We start from the raw sequence: 19,766 nt of genomic DNA on the forward strand, positions 1-19,766 counted from the left end.
GTACTCCCGCAGGACTTTGAATTTGCATCCTCGAATCCGCCCACGCACGAAGGAAATGCGATAGCATTTTCGAGGAGTCTTCGCCGCCTTCCGCTCCAATCAACAGGCTAAAAAATCAACAATAACTTTTAACTCAGCCTAATTTAAAAATGGTTCAGCTCCATTCTTGTCCTGTGCTAAACAAGCAATTCCGCTTTTCTATTCGACGCTTTTCTACTGTACACGTGGTGAAAACGCTATTTTTTACAAATGTTCACGATTCCGCCCTAATTTTTCAAAAAAATTTTAAAATTTGAGAAGGATAATAGAATTAATTGTTGAATTTATTTAACTAGCATTTTATATAACAAAAAAGGGTGTGAGCACATGGAAGTAACTGACGTAAGATTACGCCGGGTTAATACGGATGGAAGAATGAGAGCGATTGCATCAATCACATTGGACAATGAATTTGTTGTTCACGACATTCGTGTTATTGACGGAAACAACGGTTTATTTGTAGCTATGCCAAGTAAACGTACTCCAGATGGAGAATTTCGTGACATTGCGCATCCAATCAATTCAGGAACACGCGGTAAGATCCAAGAAGCTGTTTTGGCGGAGTATCACCGTTTAGGTGAATTGGAAGTAGAATTTGAAGAAGCCGGAGCTTCCTAAGGATTTTAACAACTAGGGCCTTTCTTCTATGTAAGGCTCTTTTTATATTTTTTTACCCCAAAACAATCTCCTCGACACATTTTCTTTTATCTAAAATTCTACATATTATGACAAAATTAGACACTTTCCCATCATTCCTTGAAAAGCGAGCCCATTTACGTTAATATTTTTAATGGATAAAAAGGTAAATTGGAGGACTGTCCATGTCTAATCGTTATGCTGTGATTTTGGCTGCGGGGCAAGGAACGCGGATGAAATCTAAGCTTTATAAAGTTTTACACCCTGTGTGCGGTAAACCTATGGTACAACATGTAGTCGATCAAATAACAAAGCTTACTATTAATGAGATAGTCACAATTATTGGCCATGGAGCTGAAATGGTCCAAACGCAATTGGGTGATCAAAGTCTCTATGCATTACAAAAAGAACAGTTGGGTACTGCTCATGCAGTGATGCAGGCTCAAGATAGCTTAATGGGAAAAGAAGGCGTAACTATAGTTGTGTGCGGTGACACTCCTTTAATTAAAGCTGAAACGATGGAATCTCTATTCAAACACCATGAAAAGTTAAAGGCAAAAGCGACAATCCTTACAGCCAAAATAGATAACCCAACCGGCTATGGTCGAATTATCCGTAACCAAGAGGGTCTAGTCGAAAAGATTGTAGAGCATAAAGATGCTACAGAAGAAGAACGGAAAATCAATGAAATAAATACAGGTACGTATTGTTTTGACAACCAGGCATTGTTTGAAGCATTAAATAAGGTATCCAATGACAATGTGCAAGGGGAATACTATTTACCAGATGTAATTGAGATTCTGAAGAAACAAGGGGAAGTAGTTACAGCCTACCAGACAGAGGAGTTTGAAGAAACCTTGGGTGTAAATGACCGGGTTGCCTTAGCAGAGGCTGAACGGATTATGCGTTCCCGGATTAATGTAGCCCATATGCGCAATGGGGTAACCATTATTGATCCTGCAAATACTTACATAGAAGCAGATGTTGAAATTGGGCAAGATACTGTTATCTATCCAGGAACGATGATCAAGGGTCAAGCTAAAATTGGTACGGAATGTATAATTGGTCCTAACACAGAAATTGATACCTGTGAAATTGGTGATGAAACAGTGATCCGTCAATCTGCCGCTTTTAACAGTTCAATTGGATCTCATGTAAACATTGGCCCATTTGCCCACATTCGCCCTGAATCCACTATCCTAGATGAGGTAAAAATCGGCAACTTTGTTGAGATTAAAAAGGCAGTCTTTGGTAAGGGGAGTAAGGCGTCACATCTTAGCTATATTGGCGATGCAGAGGTGGGCAGAGATGTAAACATTGGCTGCGGATCAATCACGGTTAATTACGATGGGAAAAATAAATTCTTAACAAAAATTGAAGATGGAGTCTTTATTGGCTGCAATTCAAATTTAGTTGCTCCGGTAACCATTAAAAAGGGATCATATGTAGCCGCAGGTTCAACGATTACTAAGAATGTGCCTGAAGAAGCATTAGCGATTGCACGCGCGAAACAGCTTAATAAAGAAGGTTACGTTCAGAAACTTAATCTTAAGAAATAAAGCCATTTATAATTGGAGGCAATTATGTCAAATCAATATTTAGATCCAAACTTAAAGGTATTTAGTTTAAATTCAAATCTGCCGCTGGCAACTGAAATTGCAAAATTTATTGGCGTAGAGCTTGGAAAGTGCTCTGTAACGAGATTTAGTGATGGTGAAATTCAAATTAATATTGAAGAAAGTATCCGTGGCTGTGATGTCTATGTTATTCAATCAACTAGCTCGCCAGTGAATGAAAATATCATGGAAGTGCTGATCATGATTGATGCCTTAAAAAGAGCTTCAGCCAAAACCATCAACATCGTTATGCCTTATTACGGGTATGCTCGTCAAGACCGTAAAGCGCGTGCTCGTGAGCCAATTACTGCTAAATTAGTGGCAAACCTGCTCGAAACGGCTGGGGCAACCCGGGTTATCTGTCTCGACCTTCATGCACCGCAAATTCAAGGCTTTTTTGAAATTCCAACTGACCATCTAATGGGTGTACCGATTTTAGCGGACTATTTTAAAACCCGCCAATTTAATGGTGACGTGGTGATCGTTTCCCCAGACCATGGCGGTGTAACAAGAGCACGTAAAATGGCAGAACGTTTGAAGGCTCCAATTGCAATCATTGATAAACGCCGTCCAAGACCAAATGTTGCAGAAGTTATGAATATTGTCGGTAATATTGAAGGAAAGATTGCCATCTTAATCGACGATATTATTGATACAGCTGGTACGATTACTCTTGCTGCAAATGCCTTAGTGGAAAATGGGGCAAAAGAAGTTTACGCCTGCTGTACACACCCTGTATTATCAGGGCCTGCCATTGAAAGAATTCAAAACTCAAAAATAAAAGAATTAGTGATCACCAATTCAATTGAGCTTCCTGAAGAGAAAAACATTGAAAAGATTGTTCATCTTTCTGTGGCTCCATTACTGGGTGAAGCGATTATCCGTGTTCACGAAGAACAGTCTGTAAGTACACTATTTGATTAAAAGAAAAACGAAAGTATCTGTTAAATTTCACTAGAGCCGGACAACGTTTAAAGTACATTCAAATTTAACTTTGAAAAATTTTGTTTAGACCTTCCTATTTTAGGGCATTTTTATATAGACAGAAAAAAATAGGAGGGTATTTATATATGAGTACTGTTCTACAAGCAAAAGAGCGGACGGAACTCCGTCATTCGGCATTGAAAAAACTGCGCAATAATGGAAACATACCTGCAGTGATTTATGGGGCAAAGGTAGAAAGCAAACCAGTGTTTGTAAGTTCGGCTGATTTAACCAAAACAATCCGAACAGTAGGCAGAAATGGGATCATTTCCCTTGATATTGATGGAAACAAACACGATGTCATTTTATCTGATTATCAGGAAGATTCCTTTAAAAAGGAAATCCTCCATGTTGATTTCTTAGCGGTAGATAAGTCCTCGAAAATTAATGTCCAAGTGAGACTAGCACTAGTAGGGGAAGCAATTGGTGTAAAAGATGGCGGTGTTCTCCAGCAGTCCATTCACGAATTATCAATTACATCCACTCCGGATAATATCCCACAGGCAATAGAAGTGGATATTACAAACCTCCAAGTTGGAGAGACCGTAGTGGTTGGGGATATTCCTGAGATCGGCGGCTTTACCATTAATCATGAAGATGAGGAAGTCGTTGCATCCATATTGCCTCCAAGACAGGAAGAGGAAATTAACTCTGGTGAACAACAGCAAGATGGTCACCCTGATCAAGAAGAGGGAAGAGAGACCACTCCAGTCGGTGAAGAATAAATACGAGACGTAACCTATTTAAGGTTACGTCTTTTAACGCATAAATATGGAAATCATGTTATTATGGGAGAATGACGATGTTCCGAAAAATTTTTAAAAGGATGACTAAACCGGAAGAGGTGGGAACACAGATGAAATTAATCGTAGGTTTAGGTAACCCTGGGAAGCAATACGATCAGACAAGACATAATATTGGCTTTGAGGTAATCGATGCACTTTCCGACCAATTCTCAATCCCGTTAAATCAGTCAAAGTTTAAGGGGATGTATGGAATCGGACTTCATAACGGGGAAAAGGTATTACTATTAAAACCTTTAACCTATATGAACTTATCAGGGGAATCAATTAGGGCTGTAATGGATTATTATCAAATAGAGTTAGAGGATTTATTAGTTGTTTATGATGACCTTGATTTGCCAGTTGGTAAAATAAGACTCCGCCAAAAAGGAAGCCCAGGAGGCCATAACGGAATCAAGTCTACTGTTGCCCATTTAGGGACACAAGAGTTTAATCGAATTCGAATTGGCATTGACAGGCCAACTCCAGGGATGAGCGTACCAGATTATGTCCTTGGACGTTTTCGTGCGGAGGAAAGACCTTTTACCCAAGATGCAGTGAAGAGAAGTGCAGAGGCCTGTACCGCCTGGCTGCAGAGACCATTCTTACAAGTTATGAATGAATATAATCAATAATCGTTCATGATACAAGTCTTTTATTCATACATTGAAGAAAAACATCTGTTTACTCCTCTGTTAAATCTAGTGAATAACTTCCACTTGCCAGGTTAATACTAGTAGTGGAATCCTAGATCAGGGAGGGACAGGCATGGCCATCCATTATCATTGCCGTCATTGCGGTACAAAACTTGGTTCTATTGAACAAACATCGATTCATGCAGAAACACTAGGCCTTCATAAATTAACGGATCAAGAAAGACAGGAAATGGTCTCATATGAACCGACCGGTGATATTCATATCACGGCCATATGCGAAGATTGTCAGGAAGCATTAGAACGAAACCCTGATTACCATCAATATGATTTCCTTATTCATTGATATAGTTGTAAAAATTTTACTTAGATAATAGTCTAGCTTAGCGCCTTTCGCGGCTAGTTTGCGCCGCTGACCGGGCGCTTCCGCTATTCTACTCAGCTTTGGAAGCTCTCCAAAGCGTTTTTCTGTTTAAAAATTTACTCATATAAATATTGTTTTAATATAATTATTTTTTAGGAAGGGAGGAGAAACCTTGAATGGTTTAAAATCAATATTTTTAAAGCAGGAAGATGTTCACTCCATTATTGCTGGGATTGAAGAAGGATTAAAAGAACAACTGGTTGCAGGCCTTTCAGGATCATCACGTACAGTCCTAACTGCATCAGTTTATGAAAAGATGAACAGGCCGATCATGCTTGTTACCCATAATCTACTACAGGCTCAAAAGCTTTATGATGATCTTGTCAATCTATTAAGTGAAAAAGAAGTCTTTCTTTTTCCAGCGAATGAATTAATAGCCGCCGAGCTCAGCGTTGCCAGCCCGGAATTAAAAGCTCAGCGAATTGATGCCCTTAACTATTGGAGCAGACAAAATAAAGGGGTTTTAATTGTTCCAATTGCGGGTCTGAAAAAGATTGTTCCTCCTAAATCGCTATGGCAGCAATACCAGCTGTCGTTAAAGCTAGGAGAAGACATCGATATCGAAAAGTTGTTAAACACCTTTGTTAAAATGGGTTATATCCGCTCTGAAATGGTAACAACTCCAGGGGAATTTAGTGTAAGGGGCGGAATTATTGATATCTATCCTCTTACGGAAGCGGATCCACTGCGGATTGAACTATTTGATACAGAAATTGATTCCATCCGTTATTTCTCCCTTGATGATCAGCGATCTAAAGAAAAGATTCAAGAGGTGTTAATTGGACCAGCAAGCGAAATCATTCTTGAAGCCGAAAACTACAGCCGAATGATTGGGAAGCTTGAAGAAGGATTAGCTTTGTCATTACGGAAACTAAAAGATGATAAAGCAAAGATGCAGCTTAGTCAAAACCTCAGCTATGAGCTTGAACAGTTGAAGAACGGCCAAAAGCCAGATCAAGTCTATAAATATTTATCCTTAGCCTACGAGCGGCCTGCTAGTTTACTAGACTATCTGCCAAGTAATGGACTTGTGTTTGTAGATGAAATTAGCAGAGTTCAAGAGATGAATGATTCCCTTGTAAAAGAAGAAGCAGAGTGGTATACAGGGTTACTTTCTGAAGGGAAGATTATTCATGACCTGCATATTTCCCATGACTTACAGGCCATGCTGCAACGAAAAGAATTTCCGCTTCTCTATATGTCATTATTTTTGCGCCATGTAGCCAATACAAGCCCACAAAATATAATTAATATTACGTGTAAACAAATGCAAAATTTCCATGGTCAAATGCATGTTTTAAAAGCAGAAATTGACAGGTGGAAAAAAGGGAATTATTGCATTTTATTTTTAGGTGCGGATGAAGACCGGGTACAAAAATTAGAACGGGTTCTAGAGGATTATGAAATAAGTGCGAGCATGATAAAAGGTGACCAATCGCTCGTACCAGGTAAAGTTCAGATCATGCAAGGCAATCTTCATGCAGGATTCGAACTCTCGATTCAAAAAATTGCTGTCATCACCGAAGAAGAATTATTTAATAAACGCGTCAAAAAATCAACCAGCCGGCAGAAATTATCGAATGCTGAACGGATAAAAAGTTACTCCGAGTTAAAAATTGGAGACTATGTTGTGCATGTTAATCATGGAATCGGCAAATATTTAGGAATTGAAACACTCGTTATTAACGGTATCCATAAAGATTACCTGCATATTCGCTATCAAGGATCAGATAAACTTTACGTACCAGTGGAACAAATTGACCTGGTTCAAAAATATGTGGGATCAGAAGGAAAAGAGCCAAAGGTTTATAAACTCGGCGGCACTGATTGGAAAAAGGTTAAGAAGAAAGTTGAATCATCTGTACAAGATATCGCAGATGACCTGATTAAGCTATATGCCGAGCGGGAAGCAGCAGTTGGTTATGCCTTTTCACCTGACGGGGACCTGCAGCGTGAATTTGAAACTTCTTTTGCCTATCAAGAAACAGAAGATCAGCTGCGCTCGATTCATGAAATTAAAAAGGACATGGAAAGATCGCGTCCGATGGACCGTCTCCTTTGTGGTGACGTCGGTTACGGTAAAACAGAAGTGGCCATCCGTGCCGCATTTAAATCAATTGCAGACGGAAAACAAGTAGCCTTTCTGGTGCCAACAACGATTCTGGCACAGCAGCACTTTGAGACACTTAGGGAGCGTTTTCAGGATTATCCGATTAATATCGGTTTATTAAGCCGGTTCCGCACAAAAAAACAGCAGACAGAAACGATTAAAGGCTTAAAAGCAGGTTCAGTTGATATTGTTGTCGGTACTCATCGTCTGCTATCAAAGGATATTATCTATCGCGATTTGGGCCTATTGATTGTCGATGAAGAACAGAGATTTGGTGTTACACACAAAGAAAAGATCAAGAAGTTGAAAACAAACGTCGATGTGTTAACCTTAACGGCTACACCAATTCCAAGGACACTCCATATGTCCATGCTTGGCGTGCGTGATTTATCGGTGATCGAAACACCGCCGGAAAATCGCTTTCCAGTCCAAACATATGTTATGGAGTACAATGGTTCATTGGTAAGAGAAGCAATTGAACGTGAGCTTGCCAGGGACGGACAAGTATTCTTTTTATATAACCGAGTTGAAGATATCGAACGTAAGGCTGAAGAAATTTCCATGCTTGTTCCAGATGCCCGCGTAACGTTTGCACATGGACAAATGACGGAGAATGAACTGGAATCTGTTATGATTGGTTTCTTGGCAGGGGAATTTGATGTGCTCGTGAGCACAACGATTATCGAAACGGGTGTTGATATTCCGAATGTAAATACGTTAATTGTGTTCGATGCAGACCGAATGGGTCTTTCCACGCTTTATCAGCTCCGCGGCCGGGTTGGCAGATCCAATCGTGTTGCGTATGCCTATTTTACGTACCGAAAGGATAAGGTCTTAACGGAAGTGGCAGAAAAGCGTCTTCAGGCGATTAAGGAATTTACAGAGTTAGGGTCCGGATTTAAGATTGCGATGCGGGACTTATCGATTCGCGGAGCAGGGAACCTATTAGGTGCACAGCAGCATGGATTTATTGATTCCGTAGGATTTGACCTTTATTCTCAAATGCTGAAGGAAGCAATTGAAGAGCGGAAGGGCGACCTTGGAGGCGAGGTGAAAAAATCCGTTGAAATTGATCTGGAAATCGATGCTTATATCCCAGATACGTATATTAAAGATGGACATCAAAAGATTGAGATGTATAAACGGTTTAGAGGAGCCGATAGTCTTGAGGAGATTGAAGAGCTGCAAACAGAGATGCGTGATCGTTTTGGCGAATATCCGGTAGAAGTCGATTATCTATTCCAAATTGCTGAAATCAAGGTTTATGCTCTGTTAAACGGGGTTGAGCAAATTAAACAAGTGAAACAAGAAGTCACCATCCTTGTTAATGAGCAGATTACCGGCAATATTGATGGAAGTAAAATATTCCATATAGGCAGCCAGTTTGGCAGAAATATTATTCCTGGGATGGAAGGCTCTAAGTTAAAAATCATGATTAAGACAAAAGAGTACGAAACAGCAGAGTGGCTTCATGCTGTCCGGGAAATGGTCAAAGGAATACCATTGGCGAAAAGGGGCCAAGGCAATCCTGTGAATTAATGGTAATTTGGCATCTCATTTGAGCTCGACTAGTCCGATTTACCCACTATTTATATCCATAAATGTGATATTTCTCTTATATGTGAAAAAATATTATGTTTGTGAATAGAACTTTCCAGATGAAAGATACTAATTTCAAAGCTGGTGATGATTAACATCATTGCCAAGTTAGTAAAATCATCAGATGAAAGTGAGGCAACATTGGATGAAAGCAACTGGAATTGTTCGTCGAATCGATGATTTGGGTCGTGTTGTTATTCCTAAAGAAATACGCAGAACTTTGCGTATCCGCGAAGGGGATCCGTTAGAGATTTTTGTTGATCGAGACGGAGAAGTCATTTTAAAAAAATATTCACCAATCAGCGAGCTTAGCGATTTTGCCAAAGAATATGCAGAAGCCCTATTTGATAGCCTCGGTAATCCTGTTTTAATTTGTGATAGAGATACCTATATTGCAGTAGCTGGTGGTTCGAAAAAGGATTATTTAAATAAGAACATCAGTGAGTTAGTCGAAAAAACGATGGAAGAACGAAATTCCGTTCTACATACACAGCAAAGTGAAATGGCATTAATAGAAGGAAATAACGAAACCGTCTCATCGTACACCATTGGACCTATCATTGCAAACGGAGATCCGATAGGCGGAGTGATTATCTTTTCTAAAGAGGGTACTCTTGGTGAAGTAGAGCAAAAAGCAGTTGAAACTGCAGCAGGTTTCCTCGCACGACAAATGGAGTCTTAATATTGGATTTATAATTTAAAAAAAAGACAGCATCTGCTGTCTTTTTTATGTGTCTAGCCGCAGCCCCTGTTCAAGGCGCTTCCGCTTTTCTTATGCTATAATACCTTGGAGTTTTAATAAGCGGGTGAGAAAATGCAAAAGTCCATAAAACAATCAAAAGCCGTCTTCAAAGGGGCCTTCATTTTAACCATTGCGGCGATTGTTACAAAAATTTTAAGTGCCTTTTACCGAATTCCTTTTCAAAATATTGTTGGGGATGTCGGTTTTTACATATATCAGCAAGTATACCCGTTTTATGGCATGGCCGTGGTTCTGTCCACCACTGGTTTCCCAGTGGTGATCTCCAAGCTTTATGCAGAGCAGAAGGAAAAAGGAGACGTTGTACGGTCTCGCTTGCTTCTGTTTGCCTCGTACCTCTTTTTACAAGTTTTTGGGATCATTTGTTTTTGTATTCTCTATCTAGGGGCGGACGAAATCGCCGATGGGATGAACGATTCACATTTAACTGTTTTACTAAGAGTCGTCGCCATTGTGTTTTTAACCTTTCCCATCAGCTCTTTATTAAGAGGATATTATCAGGCAGTCGGCGATATGGTCCCAACAGCTTTATCACAAGTCGGAGAACAATCAATTCGAGTGTTGACGATTATCCTTTTGTCTTCGATTTTTATGAATAAAGGTCTGTCGCTGTATTTAGTCGGGGGCGGGGCGATGTTTGGCTCCATCACCGGAAGTATCATTTCCGCTATCATACTGTTTATGTTTTTAAGGATTCGTAAAGAATGGAAAATAATACAGCCTGTTAAAGGGATGTTTCTAAATTATAAAAAGGAAATAGGTGCTATTTGGAAGGCACTCTTTTTCCAAGGATTGATGATTTGTATCAGTGGAATGCTGATGATCTTTACCCAATTGGCGGATTCCCTTAATCTTTATTCCTTACTTGTTGCGAATGGAATGGAAGCAGAATTAGCCAAAAGCGTTAAAGGGGTCTTTGACCGTGGTCAGCCATTAATCCAATTAGGAACCGTTGCCGCAACCTCCATGTCACTCACCCTTGTACCGCTGATCACGAGAGCACGTTTAACCTCTAAGCCAGTGGAATTGCATAAACATATTCAATTAGCATTAAAGGTTAGTATTGTTGTTGGTGTCGGAGCATCAGCAGGTCTTTGGGCCATTATCGAGCCTACTAACATGATGCTGTTTGAAAATAAGTCAGGGTCATCTGTTTTGGGAATGCTTAGTTTTGTGATTTTTTTTACATCGATTATCTCAACGATCATTGCCATCATGCAGGGAATGGGAAAGGTATGGTATCCAGCCTTTGCTGTGATCATGGTCTTTCCAGTAAAATATCTATTAAATGTTTTGTTCATACCGGTAATAGGAATCAAGGGAGCGGCAGTTTCCTCGCTTATTTCATTAGCAATCGTTACACTAATCTTAATGAGTGGATTTAGAAAAATAACTACTGTACGAATATTCGTAAACGCATACCTAAGAACGGTTCTGACAGCAACGATCAGTATGGTCTTGTTTTTGAAGGGTTATTTATACATAACAGATTATTTCTTTGCTTATTTTGAAGTGGAGCGGCTGGGCGCCGCCATGCAATCGATAAGCGCAGTAGTAATCGGTGGTTTTCTGTTTTTGCTGATGATTATTCGCGGCGGGGTTTTTCGTGAAGAAGAACTTGCATTATTTCCGCTTGGCAGCAAATTCATTCATTTATTAGCACGAAAGGACAGGAGTGAATATGGTGAAAGAAATTGAGGTACTGGGATTGGGTGCTGGCGACTTAGAACAGCTGCCTGTTGGGGTATATAGAAAAATATTAAAGGCAAACCATCTATTCTTACGGACAAAAGAGCATCCAGTTGTCTCTAGCCTTGAAAAAGAAGGTCTAACCTATGTTTCATTTGATTCGGTCTATGAAAAGCATGATCAGTTTGAAGCCGTATATGAAGAAATTGTTCAAACCTTGCTGCAGGAGGCAATAACTGAATCGGTTATTTACGCCGTTCCCGGTCATCCACTGGTTGCAGAGCGCACCGTTCAGCTTCTTCTAGAGTATGGTCCCGAAAAAGGGATTCAAATCACTATTGGCGGAGGACAGAGCTTTTTAGATGCCATTTTTGCTTCATTAAAGATTGACCCGGTCGAAGGGTTTCAACTGCTAGATGGTACAGCACTTTTGGCCAGCCAGCTGCAGCTGGAGCAGCATATGTTTATCAGCCAGGTGTATGATCAATTTATCGCATCAGAGGTTAAACTTACCCTAATGGAAAAGCTGCCGGATGACTATGAGGTTTATATAGTGACAGCTGCCGGAAGCAGTCAGGAATCGATTGAAAAAGTTGCCTTGTATGAGTTGGACCGGAAAGTAACAGTTAACAATTTAACCTCTGTCTATGTTCCTCCTGTTAAGGATGAACAAATATTGTTGAAAGATTTTGCAAAGCTTCGTGGGATTATTGCCATCTTAAGAGGTCCTGAAGGTTGTCCGTGGGATAAGGAACAAACACATGAATCGTTAAAGAGGTACTTAATTGAAGAAACCTATGAAGTCATCGAGGCAATTAATAGTGATGATATTGATCATTTAGTTGAGGAATTGGGTGATGTACTGCTTCAAGTCATGCTCCATGCCCAAATAGGCGAGGATGATGGCTACTTTTCTATTGATGATATTATCGAGGGGCTGTCAGAGAAAATGGTTCGCAGGCATCCGCATGTGTTTGGAAATAGAAAGGCAGATACAGCGGAACAAGTGGTTCAGAACTGGCAGGAGATTAAGCAGCAGGAAAAAGGAAGTCAGCAGCCTGCCTCCCTATTAGAGGGTGTTTCACTGGCACAGCCAAACTTGCTTCGTGCCTATGAACTGCAAAAGAAAGCAGCAAAGGTTGGCTTTGATTGGAAGGAAATTCAACCAGCGCTCGAGAAAGTAAAAGAAGAGCTGGATGAATTTGTGAATGAGCTTGATGGAACAGAGGAAGGCCTTCTCCTTGCTAAAAAGGAATTCGGCGACCTGCTATTTGCTTTTGTGAATGTGGCGAGATTTTTAAGCATTCATCCGGAAGAAGCCTTATTTGAAACAAATGAAAAGTTCATCCGAAGGTTTCGCTATGTGGAAGAAAAGGTAAAGAATAGTGGTCGGTCATTTGAAGAGCATACACTTGAACAGCTCGATCTATATTGGGATGAAGCGAAGGAAAAAGGTTTATAAAAGAGGGGGGAAGTGCAAATGCGCTTAGATAAGTTTTTAAAAGTTTCAAGAATCATAAAGAGAAGAACTCTGGCAAAGGAAGTTTCGGATCAAGGCAGAATTGAAATTAATGGTAAAGAGGCAAAGGCCAGCTCTACGGTTAAAGTAGGCGATGAATTAACCATTCGCCTTGGACAGCGGAAGATGACTGCCCGAATTGATCGAATTCAAGAAACATCGCGTAAGGAAGAAGCGGCTGAAATGTATACGATTTTACAAGAAGAGAAGCTGGGCTCTCAAGACCCTTTTTAGGTAACTGTTCTAATTTAACTTTTCCTCACATAAAAATGTACAAAAGGGTTGTACAAATGATTGTGAGGGATGAAAAATGAGCCAATATTATGATAGCAATCCACCAAAAAGCACTGTTCCTGACCATGATGTCATTATGAGAGGAAGAAAGCTGCTTGATATTACGGGAGTAAAACAAGTAGAAAGCTTTGATAATGAGGAATTCTTATTAGAAACAGTAATGGGGTTTTTAGCGATCAAAGGACAAAACCTGCAAATGAAGAATTTGGATGTCGAAAAAGGGATTGTCTCCATTAAAGGAAAAATCTTTGACTTAGTTTATCTGGATGAACAGCATGGGGAGAAAGCTAAAGGCTTCTTTAGCAAGTTATTCAAATGACCCTTTCAACGCAATTTCTTACCATGCTCTCCATGATTGGCATGGGGTCATTGTTCGGCGCCATGTTTGATACGTATCAACGGTTTTTAAATCGTCCAAAACAAAAAGCTTGGATCGTCTTCATAAATGATATTTTATTTTGGGTTATTCAAGCTTTAATTATTTTCTATACCTTATTCATAGTAAATAGCGGTGAATTGCGTTTTTACATCTTTATTGCACTGCTATGTGGATATGCTGCCTACCAGGCATTGTTAAAAGGTATTTATCTTCATCTCTTAGAGATGGGGATTCAATCAGTGATCGCCATTTATAAATTTATAACCAAAATGACTCAAATGCTGATTTATAAACCTGTCGTTGGTCTTATTCAGCTATTGATTATGATCATTCTCGCACTTGGCAGGGGACTAATCACCCTTGTCAAATTTATTTATAAGGTTTTACTATTGATAATGAAAATAATTGTGTTTCCGGTGCAAAAAATATTGCTGTTATTTTGGAAACTTTTGCCGAAGGGTATTAAAAAAACCGTCGAGAAGTTATATAATAAAACGGCAGGAAATTTAAAGGAAATCATGAATTATATTAATAAATGGCGAGATAAATGGAAAAAGAAAAAAGAGTAAGGAGGTTTTAGGGGAAATGGGAGTGGATTTAAAAAGAAATGTATCTAAAATTCAGACAACCTATGTGGAGAAGCAAGAATACGCCGAAATTGCCTCAAGCAGAAAAAGAAGATTAGTGCTAAGACGTTTATCGGTGTTTTTTGTTTTTGCTAGCCTGCTAACCTATTTGATGATTTCAAATCACATTTCCCAAACCGCTAAACTCGATGCTAAACTGGCGCAAAAGAAAAAGCTTGATCATCAGCTTGCAGATTTGAAAAAACAGGAATCGATCCTTAAAGAAAATATTATAAAATTAAATGATGATGATTATATAGGAAAGTTAGCGAGGAAAGAGTATTTTTTCTCAAAAAAGGATGAAGTTATCTTTAATATCCCTGATGACAGTAAAGAAAATTGACACTGCTGTGCGAGTTATTGACACTGATTTTTTAGTTTCTGTATAATATATAAAAAGTTTGATTTTTTGAAAATTTAAGGAGGAACATTCTTTTTATGTCAATTGAAGTAGGCAGCAAGTTACAAGGAAAGGTAACAGGGATAACCAATTTCGGAGCGTTTGTGGAGCTGCCGGATGGATCAACAGGACTTGTACACATCAGTGAGGTTGCGGACAATTATGTAAAAGATATTAACGACCATTTAAAGGTTGGCGACCAAGTTGAGGTTAAAGTCCTTAATGTTGAGAAAGATGGAAAAATCGGCTTATCGATTAAAAAGGCAAAGGATCGGCCAGAGCCTGAAAAAAAGCAATATTCACATTCGCAACGCCCTCGTCAAAACCGTTCAAACGATCGTAATAACAATAAAGGGGAAACCTTTGAGTCTAAAATGGCCAAATTCCTAAAAGATAGTGAGGATCGTTTAACTTCCTTAAAGCGTAATACGGAATCCAAGCGTGGAGGAAGAGGAGCTAGACGGGGTTAACTTGCTGCACACTTAATGGGATAAGGCAGGTTTCACTTAATAGATAAAAGACAAGTCAACGGCGGCTTGTCTTTTTTGTTTGCACTAAAGGTGCCTTCACATGGTGACAGGCACCTTTTCTACTTTAAACGACATAAATATATTATTTGAATGATTATAGTGAAAACCGTCGAACGATTATTTGAACTTGTTCACTATTTTGACAAACTTTTAAATCTATTAATTTTATAATAGTTTGCAACGATGAAAGATTAGGGAGTGTGATTTATGGAAAAGGCTAACGTAAGTTTCATAGAACCAGTCGGGGAAGTCAACCTTCATTCATCTAAATGGGATTTGGGAAAAGCATTACGGAAAGGTCAATTAATGCTTGAGTCCTTTTTTATTAAAAAGGGTTATCTATTAGTATTAGTAGGATTCTTACTTGGACGGGCTTTGATTTTAGCAAAGCTAACGCCATTCTGCCTGCCTTTTTTCGCCTCAGTTTATTTAATCAAACGAGACCGGGCACCGCTTGCCCTGATCGGGTTGATCGTTGGGGCTTCTACTATTTCCTTAGGAAATGCTGCCTTTACCTTTGCCGTGACTGTTCTATTTTTAACCATTTACCGGATTAGCGAAAAGTGGCTGACGAATGAGGTACGATCCCTGCCATTTTTTGTCGGAATAATCCTAGGCGTAGGAAAGTTAATTGAGTCCTTTATTCTATCAAGACAATTAACTCTCTATGATTTGATGATGGTAGGGGTTCAGGCAAGCCTGGCCTTTATCCTGACACTCATTTTTCTGCAAAGTATTCCATTATTAACTCTAAATAAACGGAGACAGCTGTTAAAAACGGAAGAGATTGTTTGTTTAATTATCATGCTAGCCTCGATTATGTCAGGGACCATCGGCTGGAAGGTTTATGATATGTCGATCGAACATATCATGTCGAGATATTTGGTATTGGTCTTCTCCTTTATTGCCGGGGCCACAGTCGGTTCCACAGTCGGAGTAGTGACTGGGTTAATTTTTAGTCTTGCAAGCGTATCCAGCTTTTATCATATGAGTCTGTTAGCCTTTTCGGGGGTGCTTGGCGGTTTATTAAAAGAAGGTAAAAAAATTGGGGTATCCATCGGTTTGTTTATTGCTACCCTGCTGATCGGCATGTATGGGGAGGGAGGGGGCTCGATTCTCCAAACGGTCTTAGAGACTTTATCTGCCATTCTCCTCTTTCTCTTAACGCCGCAGGCACTTACATCAAGACTAGCAAAGTATATTCCGGGAACACCGGAGCATACGGCAGAACAGCAAAAATATATGCGGAAAATGCGTGATGTTACAGCACAAAGAGTGTCCCAATTTTCAGGTGTCTTCCACGCACTCTCTAAAAGCTTCTCACAAATGGAAGTGATGCAGGAGGATGAGGAAGAAAACCGTGAAATGGATTATTTCATGAGCAATGTAACGGAACGGACTTGCCAGACCTGTTTTAAAAAGGAACAATGTTGGGCAAAGAATTTTAATACAACCTATGCGTCGATGGAAGAAATTATTCATGAAATGGATCAAAATGATGGCAATGTTTCGCCAAGAATGGCAAGGGAATGGGATAAAATTTGTTCTCGTCCGAAAAAGGTATACGAAACCATAGGGCAGCAGTTAACCTTCTTTCAAGCCAATTTAAAATTAAAGAAGCAAGTGCGGGAAAGCCGTAAGCTCGTTGCAGAGCAATTATTGGGTGTATCTGAAGTCATGGATAACTTTGCAAAAGAAATCCAGCGTGAAAGAGAGAATCATTATAAACAAGAAGAACAAATTATGGAGGCAATCCAGGATTTTGGAATTCAGATTGAACAGGTCGAAATTTACAGCCTTGAACCAGGCAATGTTGACATTGAGATGACCTTACCATTTTGTAATGGCCACGGGGAATGCGATAAATTAATTGCGCCAATGCTGTCAGATATTCTCGGGGAAACGATTATTGTAAACAAGGAGGAATGCGGTCGCCTTCCTCATGAATTATGTAATGTAAATTTCCGCTCCTCGAAGGCCTATACCGTAGATACGGGTGTAGCCCATGCGGCAAAAGATGGCGGCTTAGTATCAGGAGACAGCTATTCGACGATTGAGCTTGGATTAGGTAAATTCGCCATCGCTATAAGTGACGGAATGGGGAATGGAGAAAGAGCTCATTATGAAAGCAGTGAGACACTTCAGCTGCTGCAAAAAATATTGCAATCAGGAATAGAAGAGAAGGTTGCGATTAAGTCGGTAAACAGCATCCTATCACTTCGGACCACGGATGAAATTTTCTCTACGTTAGATTTAGCGATGATTGACTTGAAAGATGCATCTGCACGTTTCCTTAAAATTGGCTCGACACCGAGTTTTATAAAAAGAGGAAATAAAGTCATTAAAATTCAAGCCAGTAATTTACCAATGGGAATTCTTCAAGAATTTGAAGTGGATGTTGTCAGTGAACAATTAAAAGCAGGAGATCTGCTCATTATGATGAGTGATGGGGTATTTGAAGGACCTAAGCATGTAGAGAATTATGATTTATGGATGAAACGAAAGGTACAGGAATTGGAGACGGACGACCCGCAAGAGGTTGCCGATTTAATCATGGAGGAGGTTATTCGTTCTAGATCTGGTTTGATTGATGATGACATGACGGTGACGGTTGCTAAAATTAAGCACAATACACCAAAGTGGGCTTCCATTCCCATTCAAAAAGTAAAGCGTCATGCCTAACTAGTTAATTTATCCATCCTTCCGATAATCTATGTATAAATCAACCAGATCCCGTCGAAAATGGTAGCAATACTATTTCTGGAGGGAGAAGGTTATGTACACAGGGAAGATTCGGCAAATTTTACTGATAACAGATGGGTGCTCAAACCAAGGGGATGACCCAATTGCGATGGCAGCCCTTGCAAATGAACAAGGGATTACGGTAAATGTCATTGGTGTCATGGAACATGACGTGATTGATGAAAAAGGAATCACCGAAATTGAAGGGATGGCCATGTCAGGCGGTGGAGTCAGTCAAATTGTTTACGCGGAAAGACTTTCACAAACGGTGCAGATGGTTACTCGTAAAGCAATGAATCAAACCATTCAAGGTGTCGTTAACCGCCAGCTTCAGGAAATATTGGGAGGTTCACAAACAATGGAGGACCTTCCGCCTGAAAAGCGCGGCGAAGTAATGGAGGTTGTCGACGAATTAGGGGAAACTGTCGAATTAGAGGTGTTGATTCTTGTCGATACAAGTGCAAGCATGAAACACAAACTCCCAACCGTAAAAGAGGCACTCCTTGACCTTTCTCTAAGCTTAAACGCCAGGACAGGAGATAATCTGTTTTCTGTGTATGTATTTCCCGGGAAAAAGAATGATGTCGAAAAATTGCTCGATTGGACACCGAAACTACAAGTTTTGACAAGTGTCTTTTCCCAGCTGTCGACCGGAGGCATTACGCCAACTGGACCGGCATTAAAAATGGCCGTATCTGCTTTCACAGAAAAAAAACAATCATTAAGGAGCCTGCTGTCTCGTGATGATGAATCGTACTTTGAAGAATCAATGTAAGGCTAGCCCAGGGACAATCATTACAGGCAAATGGCATGCGAAAAAATATACGATTATTAAGGAACTAGGATTTGGTGCAAATGGGGTGGTTTATCTCGCCAAGCATAAAGACACACAGGTCGCTTTAAAAATGAGTGATAATGGTATGTCAATCACCTCAGAGGTTAATGTTTTAAAATCCTTTGCAAAGGTCCAGGGACACTCCCTCGGACCTTGTTTGCTTGATGTTGATGATTGGTATTGGGATAACAGCCGTATTTCTTTCTATGTGATGGAATATATTCAGGGACCGGATTTCCTGTCCTTTTTGCAAACGAAAGGAACATCTTGGACGAGTGTTTTATTTTTACAGCTGCTGAATGATTTAGAGCAGCTGCACCAAAATGGCTGGGTATTTGGAGATTTAAAACCGGAGAATTTAATTGTGACGGGGCCTCCTCCAAAAATCAGATGTATTGATGTGGGCGGCACGACCATTCAGGGCAGGGCGATTAAAGAATTCACGGAGTTTTATGATCGAGGCTATTGGGGGTTAGGTTCCAGAAAGGCTGAACCCTCCTACGACTTATTTGCGGTTGCCATGATCATGATTAATACAGCCTATCCGAAACGATTTACGAAAACAACAGGTGGACTTCAGCAGCTCAAAAATGCGATTCGACAAAAACAAGAATTAATAAAATTTGAACCCGTAATTTTAAAGGCACTCCAAGGAAAATACATTCAAGCTAAACAAATGCGAGCAGATTTATTAGCTTTAATGACTGAGAATAAGCACTCTTCTGCACAAACAAAACCTCAGGTAAACAAACCTGATCCTTTTCAATCGAAGCAAGCAGGCGGGAAAGATACGTACTCCGTTCCACTTTCAAGACAGAGCTACAGGCGAAAAAAGAAAAAAAGCAGCTGGATGGAATTTTTATTTATCTCAATTGTTCTAGGAGTGTTATATGCTTGGTATACTTTTAATAATTTACCGTAATAAATTGAAACCAATTTTACTTTCATTCGTATAAAGAGAAAAGCAAATTTTCACCGCCTTTATTTTTGATAGTTCCTAATCAAAAGTGGTAAGCTAAAAAGAAAAGCGGAAGCGCACGGTTAGCGGCGTATGGATTGGATCCGCTCCGAATGAGATAAAGGAAACACGGAGAGCGTAAGCGATCCGATGTTGACTTATTGTAAGGAGGAGAGGGCCAATATACTAGC

The 19,766-nt window shown here is 39.9% G+C and carries 18 protein-coding genes; all 18 read left to right on the forward strand.

What is annotated here, in order from left to right; translation table 11 throughout:
• Positions 1–366: 366 nt before the first annotated feature.
• The 18 genes from spoVG to L1999_RS00370 all read left to right on the forward strand — a co-directional run bounded on the left by spoVG (position 367) and on the right by L1999_RS00370 (position 19,539).
• Positions 367–657: a septation regulator SpoVG gene (gene spoVG / locus L1999_RS00285; RefSeq protein WP_003347151.1), complete on the forward strand. Its 291-nt coding sequence runs from the start codon at positions 367–369 to the stop codon at positions 655–657.
• Between the two features lie 203 nt (positions 658–860).
• Positions 861–2,234, forward strand: a complete 1,374-nt coding sequence (glmU, locus tag L1999_RS00290) for a bifunctional UDP-N-acetylglucosamine diphosphorylase/glucosamine-1-phosphate N-acetyltransferase GlmU (RefSeq protein ID WP_235741783.1) — start codon at positions 861–863, stop codon at positions 2,232–2,234.
• Between the two features lie 24 nt (positions 2,235–2,258).
• Positions 2,259–3,215 (forward strand): ribose-phosphate diphosphokinase, encoded by a 957-nt coding sequence (locus tag L1999_RS00295; RefSeq protein ID WP_235741784.1) that lies wholly within the window; start codon positions 2,259–2,261, stop codon positions 3,213–3,215.
• Between the two features lie 146 nt (positions 3,216–3,361).
• Entirely contained in the window at positions 3,362–4,000 is a 639-nt protein-coding gene (locus L1999_RS00300; protein WP_235741785.1) for a 50S ribosomal protein L25/general stress protein Ctc, read from the forward strand.
• Between the two features lie 131 nt (positions 4,001–4,131).
• Positions 4,132–4,692: an aminoacyl-tRNA hydrolase gene (gene pth, locus L1999_RS00305; RefSeq protein WP_235741786.1), complete on the forward strand. Its 561-nt coding sequence runs from the start codon at positions 4,132–4,134 to the stop codon at positions 4,690–4,692.
• A 133-nt stretch (positions 4,693–4,825) separates the two neighbouring features.
• Entirely contained in the window at positions 4,826–5,056 is a 231-nt protein-coding gene (locus L1999_RS00310; RefSeq protein ID WP_235741787.1) for an anti-sigma-F factor Fin, read from the forward strand.
• A gap of 190 nt (positions 5,057–5,246) precedes the next feature.
• A complete protein-coding gene (gene mfd / locus L1999_RS00315) occupies positions 5,247–8,783 on the forward strand; it encodes a transcription-repair coupling factor (RefSeq protein ID WP_235741788.1) in 3,537 nt (1,178 codons plus the stop codon).
• Between the two features lie 205 nt (positions 8,784–8,988).
• Positions 8,989–9,525 (forward strand): stage V sporulation protein T, encoded by a 537-nt coding sequence (gene spoVT, locus L1999_RS00320; protein ID WP_275677310.1) that lies wholly within the window; start codon positions 8,989–8,991, stop codon positions 9,523–9,525.
• Between the two features lie 132 nt (positions 9,526–9,657).
• Entirely contained in the window at positions 9,658–11,301 is a 1,644-nt protein-coding gene (locus L1999_RS00325) for a putative polysaccharide biosynthesis protein (protein ID WP_235741790.1), read from the forward strand.
• The gene (gene mazG / locus L1999_RS00330; RefSeq protein ID WP_235741791.1) at positions 11,285–12,754 is read left to right on the forward strand and encodes a bifunctional methyltransferase/pyrophosphohydrolase YabN; all 1,470 of its coding nucleotides are present in this window, start codon (positions 11,285–11,287) and stop codon (positions 12,752–12,754) included. The genes L1999_RS00325 and mazG overlap by 17 nt, the downstream gene beginning before the upstream one ends.
• 18 nt (positions 12,755–12,772) lie before the next feature.
• The gene (locus tag L1999_RS00335) at positions 12,773–13,045 is read left to right on the forward strand and encodes an RNA-binding S4 domain-containing protein (RefSeq protein WP_215045734.1); all 273 of its coding nucleotides are present in this window, start codon (positions 12,773–12,775) and stop codon (positions 13,043–13,045) included.
• A 76-nt stretch (positions 13,046–13,121) separates the two neighbouring features.
• The gene (gene yabP, locus L1999_RS00340) at positions 13,122–13,424 is read left to right on the forward strand and encodes a sporulation protein YabP (protein ID WP_215045736.1); all 303 of its coding nucleotides are present in this window, start codon (positions 13,122–13,124) and stop codon (positions 13,422–13,424) included.
• Positions 13,421–14,053, forward strand: a complete 633-nt coding sequence (gene yabQ / locus L1999_RS00345; protein ID WP_235741792.1) for a spore cortex biosynthesis protein YabQ — start codon at positions 13,421–13,423, stop codon at positions 14,051–14,053. Before yabP ends, yabQ begins: the two co-directional genes overlap by 4 nt.
• Positions 14,054–14,069: 16 nt before the next feature.
• Positions 14,070–14,453: an FtsB family cell division protein gene (locus L1999_RS00350; RefSeq protein ID WP_235741793.1), complete on the forward strand. Its 384-nt coding sequence runs from the start codon at positions 14,070–14,072 to the stop codon at positions 14,451–14,453.
• A gap of 95 nt (positions 14,454–14,548) precedes the next feature.
• Positions 14,549–14,980 (forward strand): S1 domain-containing RNA-binding protein, encoded by a 432-nt coding sequence (locus L1999_RS00355; protein WP_235741794.1) that lies wholly within the window; start codon positions 14,549–14,551, stop codon positions 14,978–14,980.
• Positions 14,981–15,247: 267 nt separating this feature from the next.
• On the forward strand, positions 15,248–17,722 hold the full coding sequence (gene spoIIE, locus L1999_RS00360; RefSeq protein WP_235741795.1) for a stage II sporulation protein E: 2,475 nt from the start codon (positions 15,248–15,250) through the stop codon (positions 17,720–17,722).
• A gap of 94 nt (positions 17,723–17,816) precedes the next feature.
• Positions 17,817–18,557, forward strand: a complete 741-nt coding sequence (locus L1999_RS00365; RefSeq protein ID WP_235741796.1) for a VWA domain-containing protein — start codon at positions 17,817–17,819, stop codon at positions 18,555–18,557.
• A complete protein-coding gene (locus tag L1999_RS00370) occupies positions 18,526–19,539 on the forward strand; it encodes a protein kinase domain-containing protein (protein WP_235741797.1) in 1,014 nt (337 codons plus the stop codon). Before L1999_RS00365 ends, L1999_RS00370 begins: the two co-directional genes overlap by 32 nt.
• The last annotated feature ends 227 nt before the right edge of the window (positions 19,540–19,766 follow it).

The organism is Neobacillus drentensis, from assembly GCF_021560175.1.
Lineage (GTDB): Bacteria > Bacillota > Bacilli > Bacillales > Cytobacillaceae > Neobacillus > Neobacillus drentensis_A.

What these genes read in the sequence shown, in the direction of transcription:
- spoVG (WP_003347151.1), top strand. Translation starts at nt 367, where the DNA reads ATGGAAGTAACTGACGTAAGATTACGCCGGGTTAATACGGATGGAAGA.
- glmU (WP_235741783.1), top strand. Translation starts at nt 861, where the DNA reads ATGTCTAATCGTTATGCTGTGATTTTGGCTGCGGGGCAAGGAACGCGG.
- L1999_RS00295 (WP_235741784.1), top strand. Translation starts at nt 2,259, where the DNA reads ATGTCAAATCAATATTTAGATCCAAACTTAAAGGTATTTAGTTTAAAT.
- L1999_RS00300 (WP_235741785.1), top strand. Translation starts at nt 3,362, where the DNA reads ATGAGTACTGTTCTACAAGCAAAAGAGCGGACGGAACTCCGTCATTCG.
- pth (WP_235741786.1), top strand. Translation starts at nt 4,132, where the DNA reads ATGAAATTAATCGTAGGTTTAGGTAACCCTGGGAAGCAATACGATCAG.
- L1999_RS00310 (WP_235741787.1), top strand. Translation starts at nt 4,826, where the DNA reads ATGGCCATCCATTATCATTGCCGTCATTGCGGTACAAAACTTGGTTCT.
- spoVT (WP_275677310.1), top strand. Translation starts at nt 8,989, where the DNA reads ATGAAAGCAACTGGAATTGTTCGTCGAATCGATGATTTGGGTCGTGTT.
- L1999_RS00325 (WP_235741790.1), top strand. Translation starts at nt 9,658, where the DNA reads ATGCAAAAGTCCATAAAACAATCAAAAGCCGTCTTCAAAGGGGCCTTC.
- mazG (WP_235741791.1), top strand. Translation starts at nt 11,285, where the DNA reads ATGGTGAAAGAAATTGAGGTACTGGGATTGGGTGCTGGCGACTTAGAA.
- L1999_RS00335 (WP_215045734.1), top strand. Translation starts at nt 12,773, where the DNA reads ATGCGCTTAGATAAGTTTTTAAAAGTTTCAAGAATCATAAAGAGAAGA.
- yabP (WP_215045736.1), top strand. Translation starts at nt 13,122, where the DNA reads ATGAGCCAATATTATGATAGCAATCCACCAAAAAGCACTGTTCCTGAC.
- yabQ (WP_235741792.1), top strand. Translation starts at nt 13,421, where the DNA reads ATGACCCTTTCAACGCAATTTCTTACCATGCTCTCCATGATTGGCATG.
- L1999_RS00350 (WP_235741793.1), top strand. Translation starts at nt 14,070, where the DNA reads ATGGGAGTGGATTTAAAAAGAAATGTATCTAAAATTCAGACAACCTAT.
- L1999_RS00355 (WP_235741794.1), top strand. Translation starts at nt 14,549, where the DNA reads ATGTCAATTGAAGTAGGCAGCAAGTTACAAGGAAAGGTAACAGGGATA.
- spoIIE (WP_235741795.1), top strand. Translation starts at nt 15,248, where the DNA reads ATGGAAAAGGCTAACGTAAGTTTCATAGAACCAGTCGGGGAAGTCAAC.
- L1999_RS00365 (WP_235741796.1), top strand. Translation starts at nt 17,817, where the DNA reads ATGTACACAGGGAAGATTCGGCAAATTTTACTGATAACAGATGGGTGC.
- L1999_RS00370 (WP_235741797.1), top strand. Translation starts at nt 18,526, where the DNA reads ATGATGAATCGTACTTTGAAGAATCAATGTAAGGCTAGCCCAGGGACA.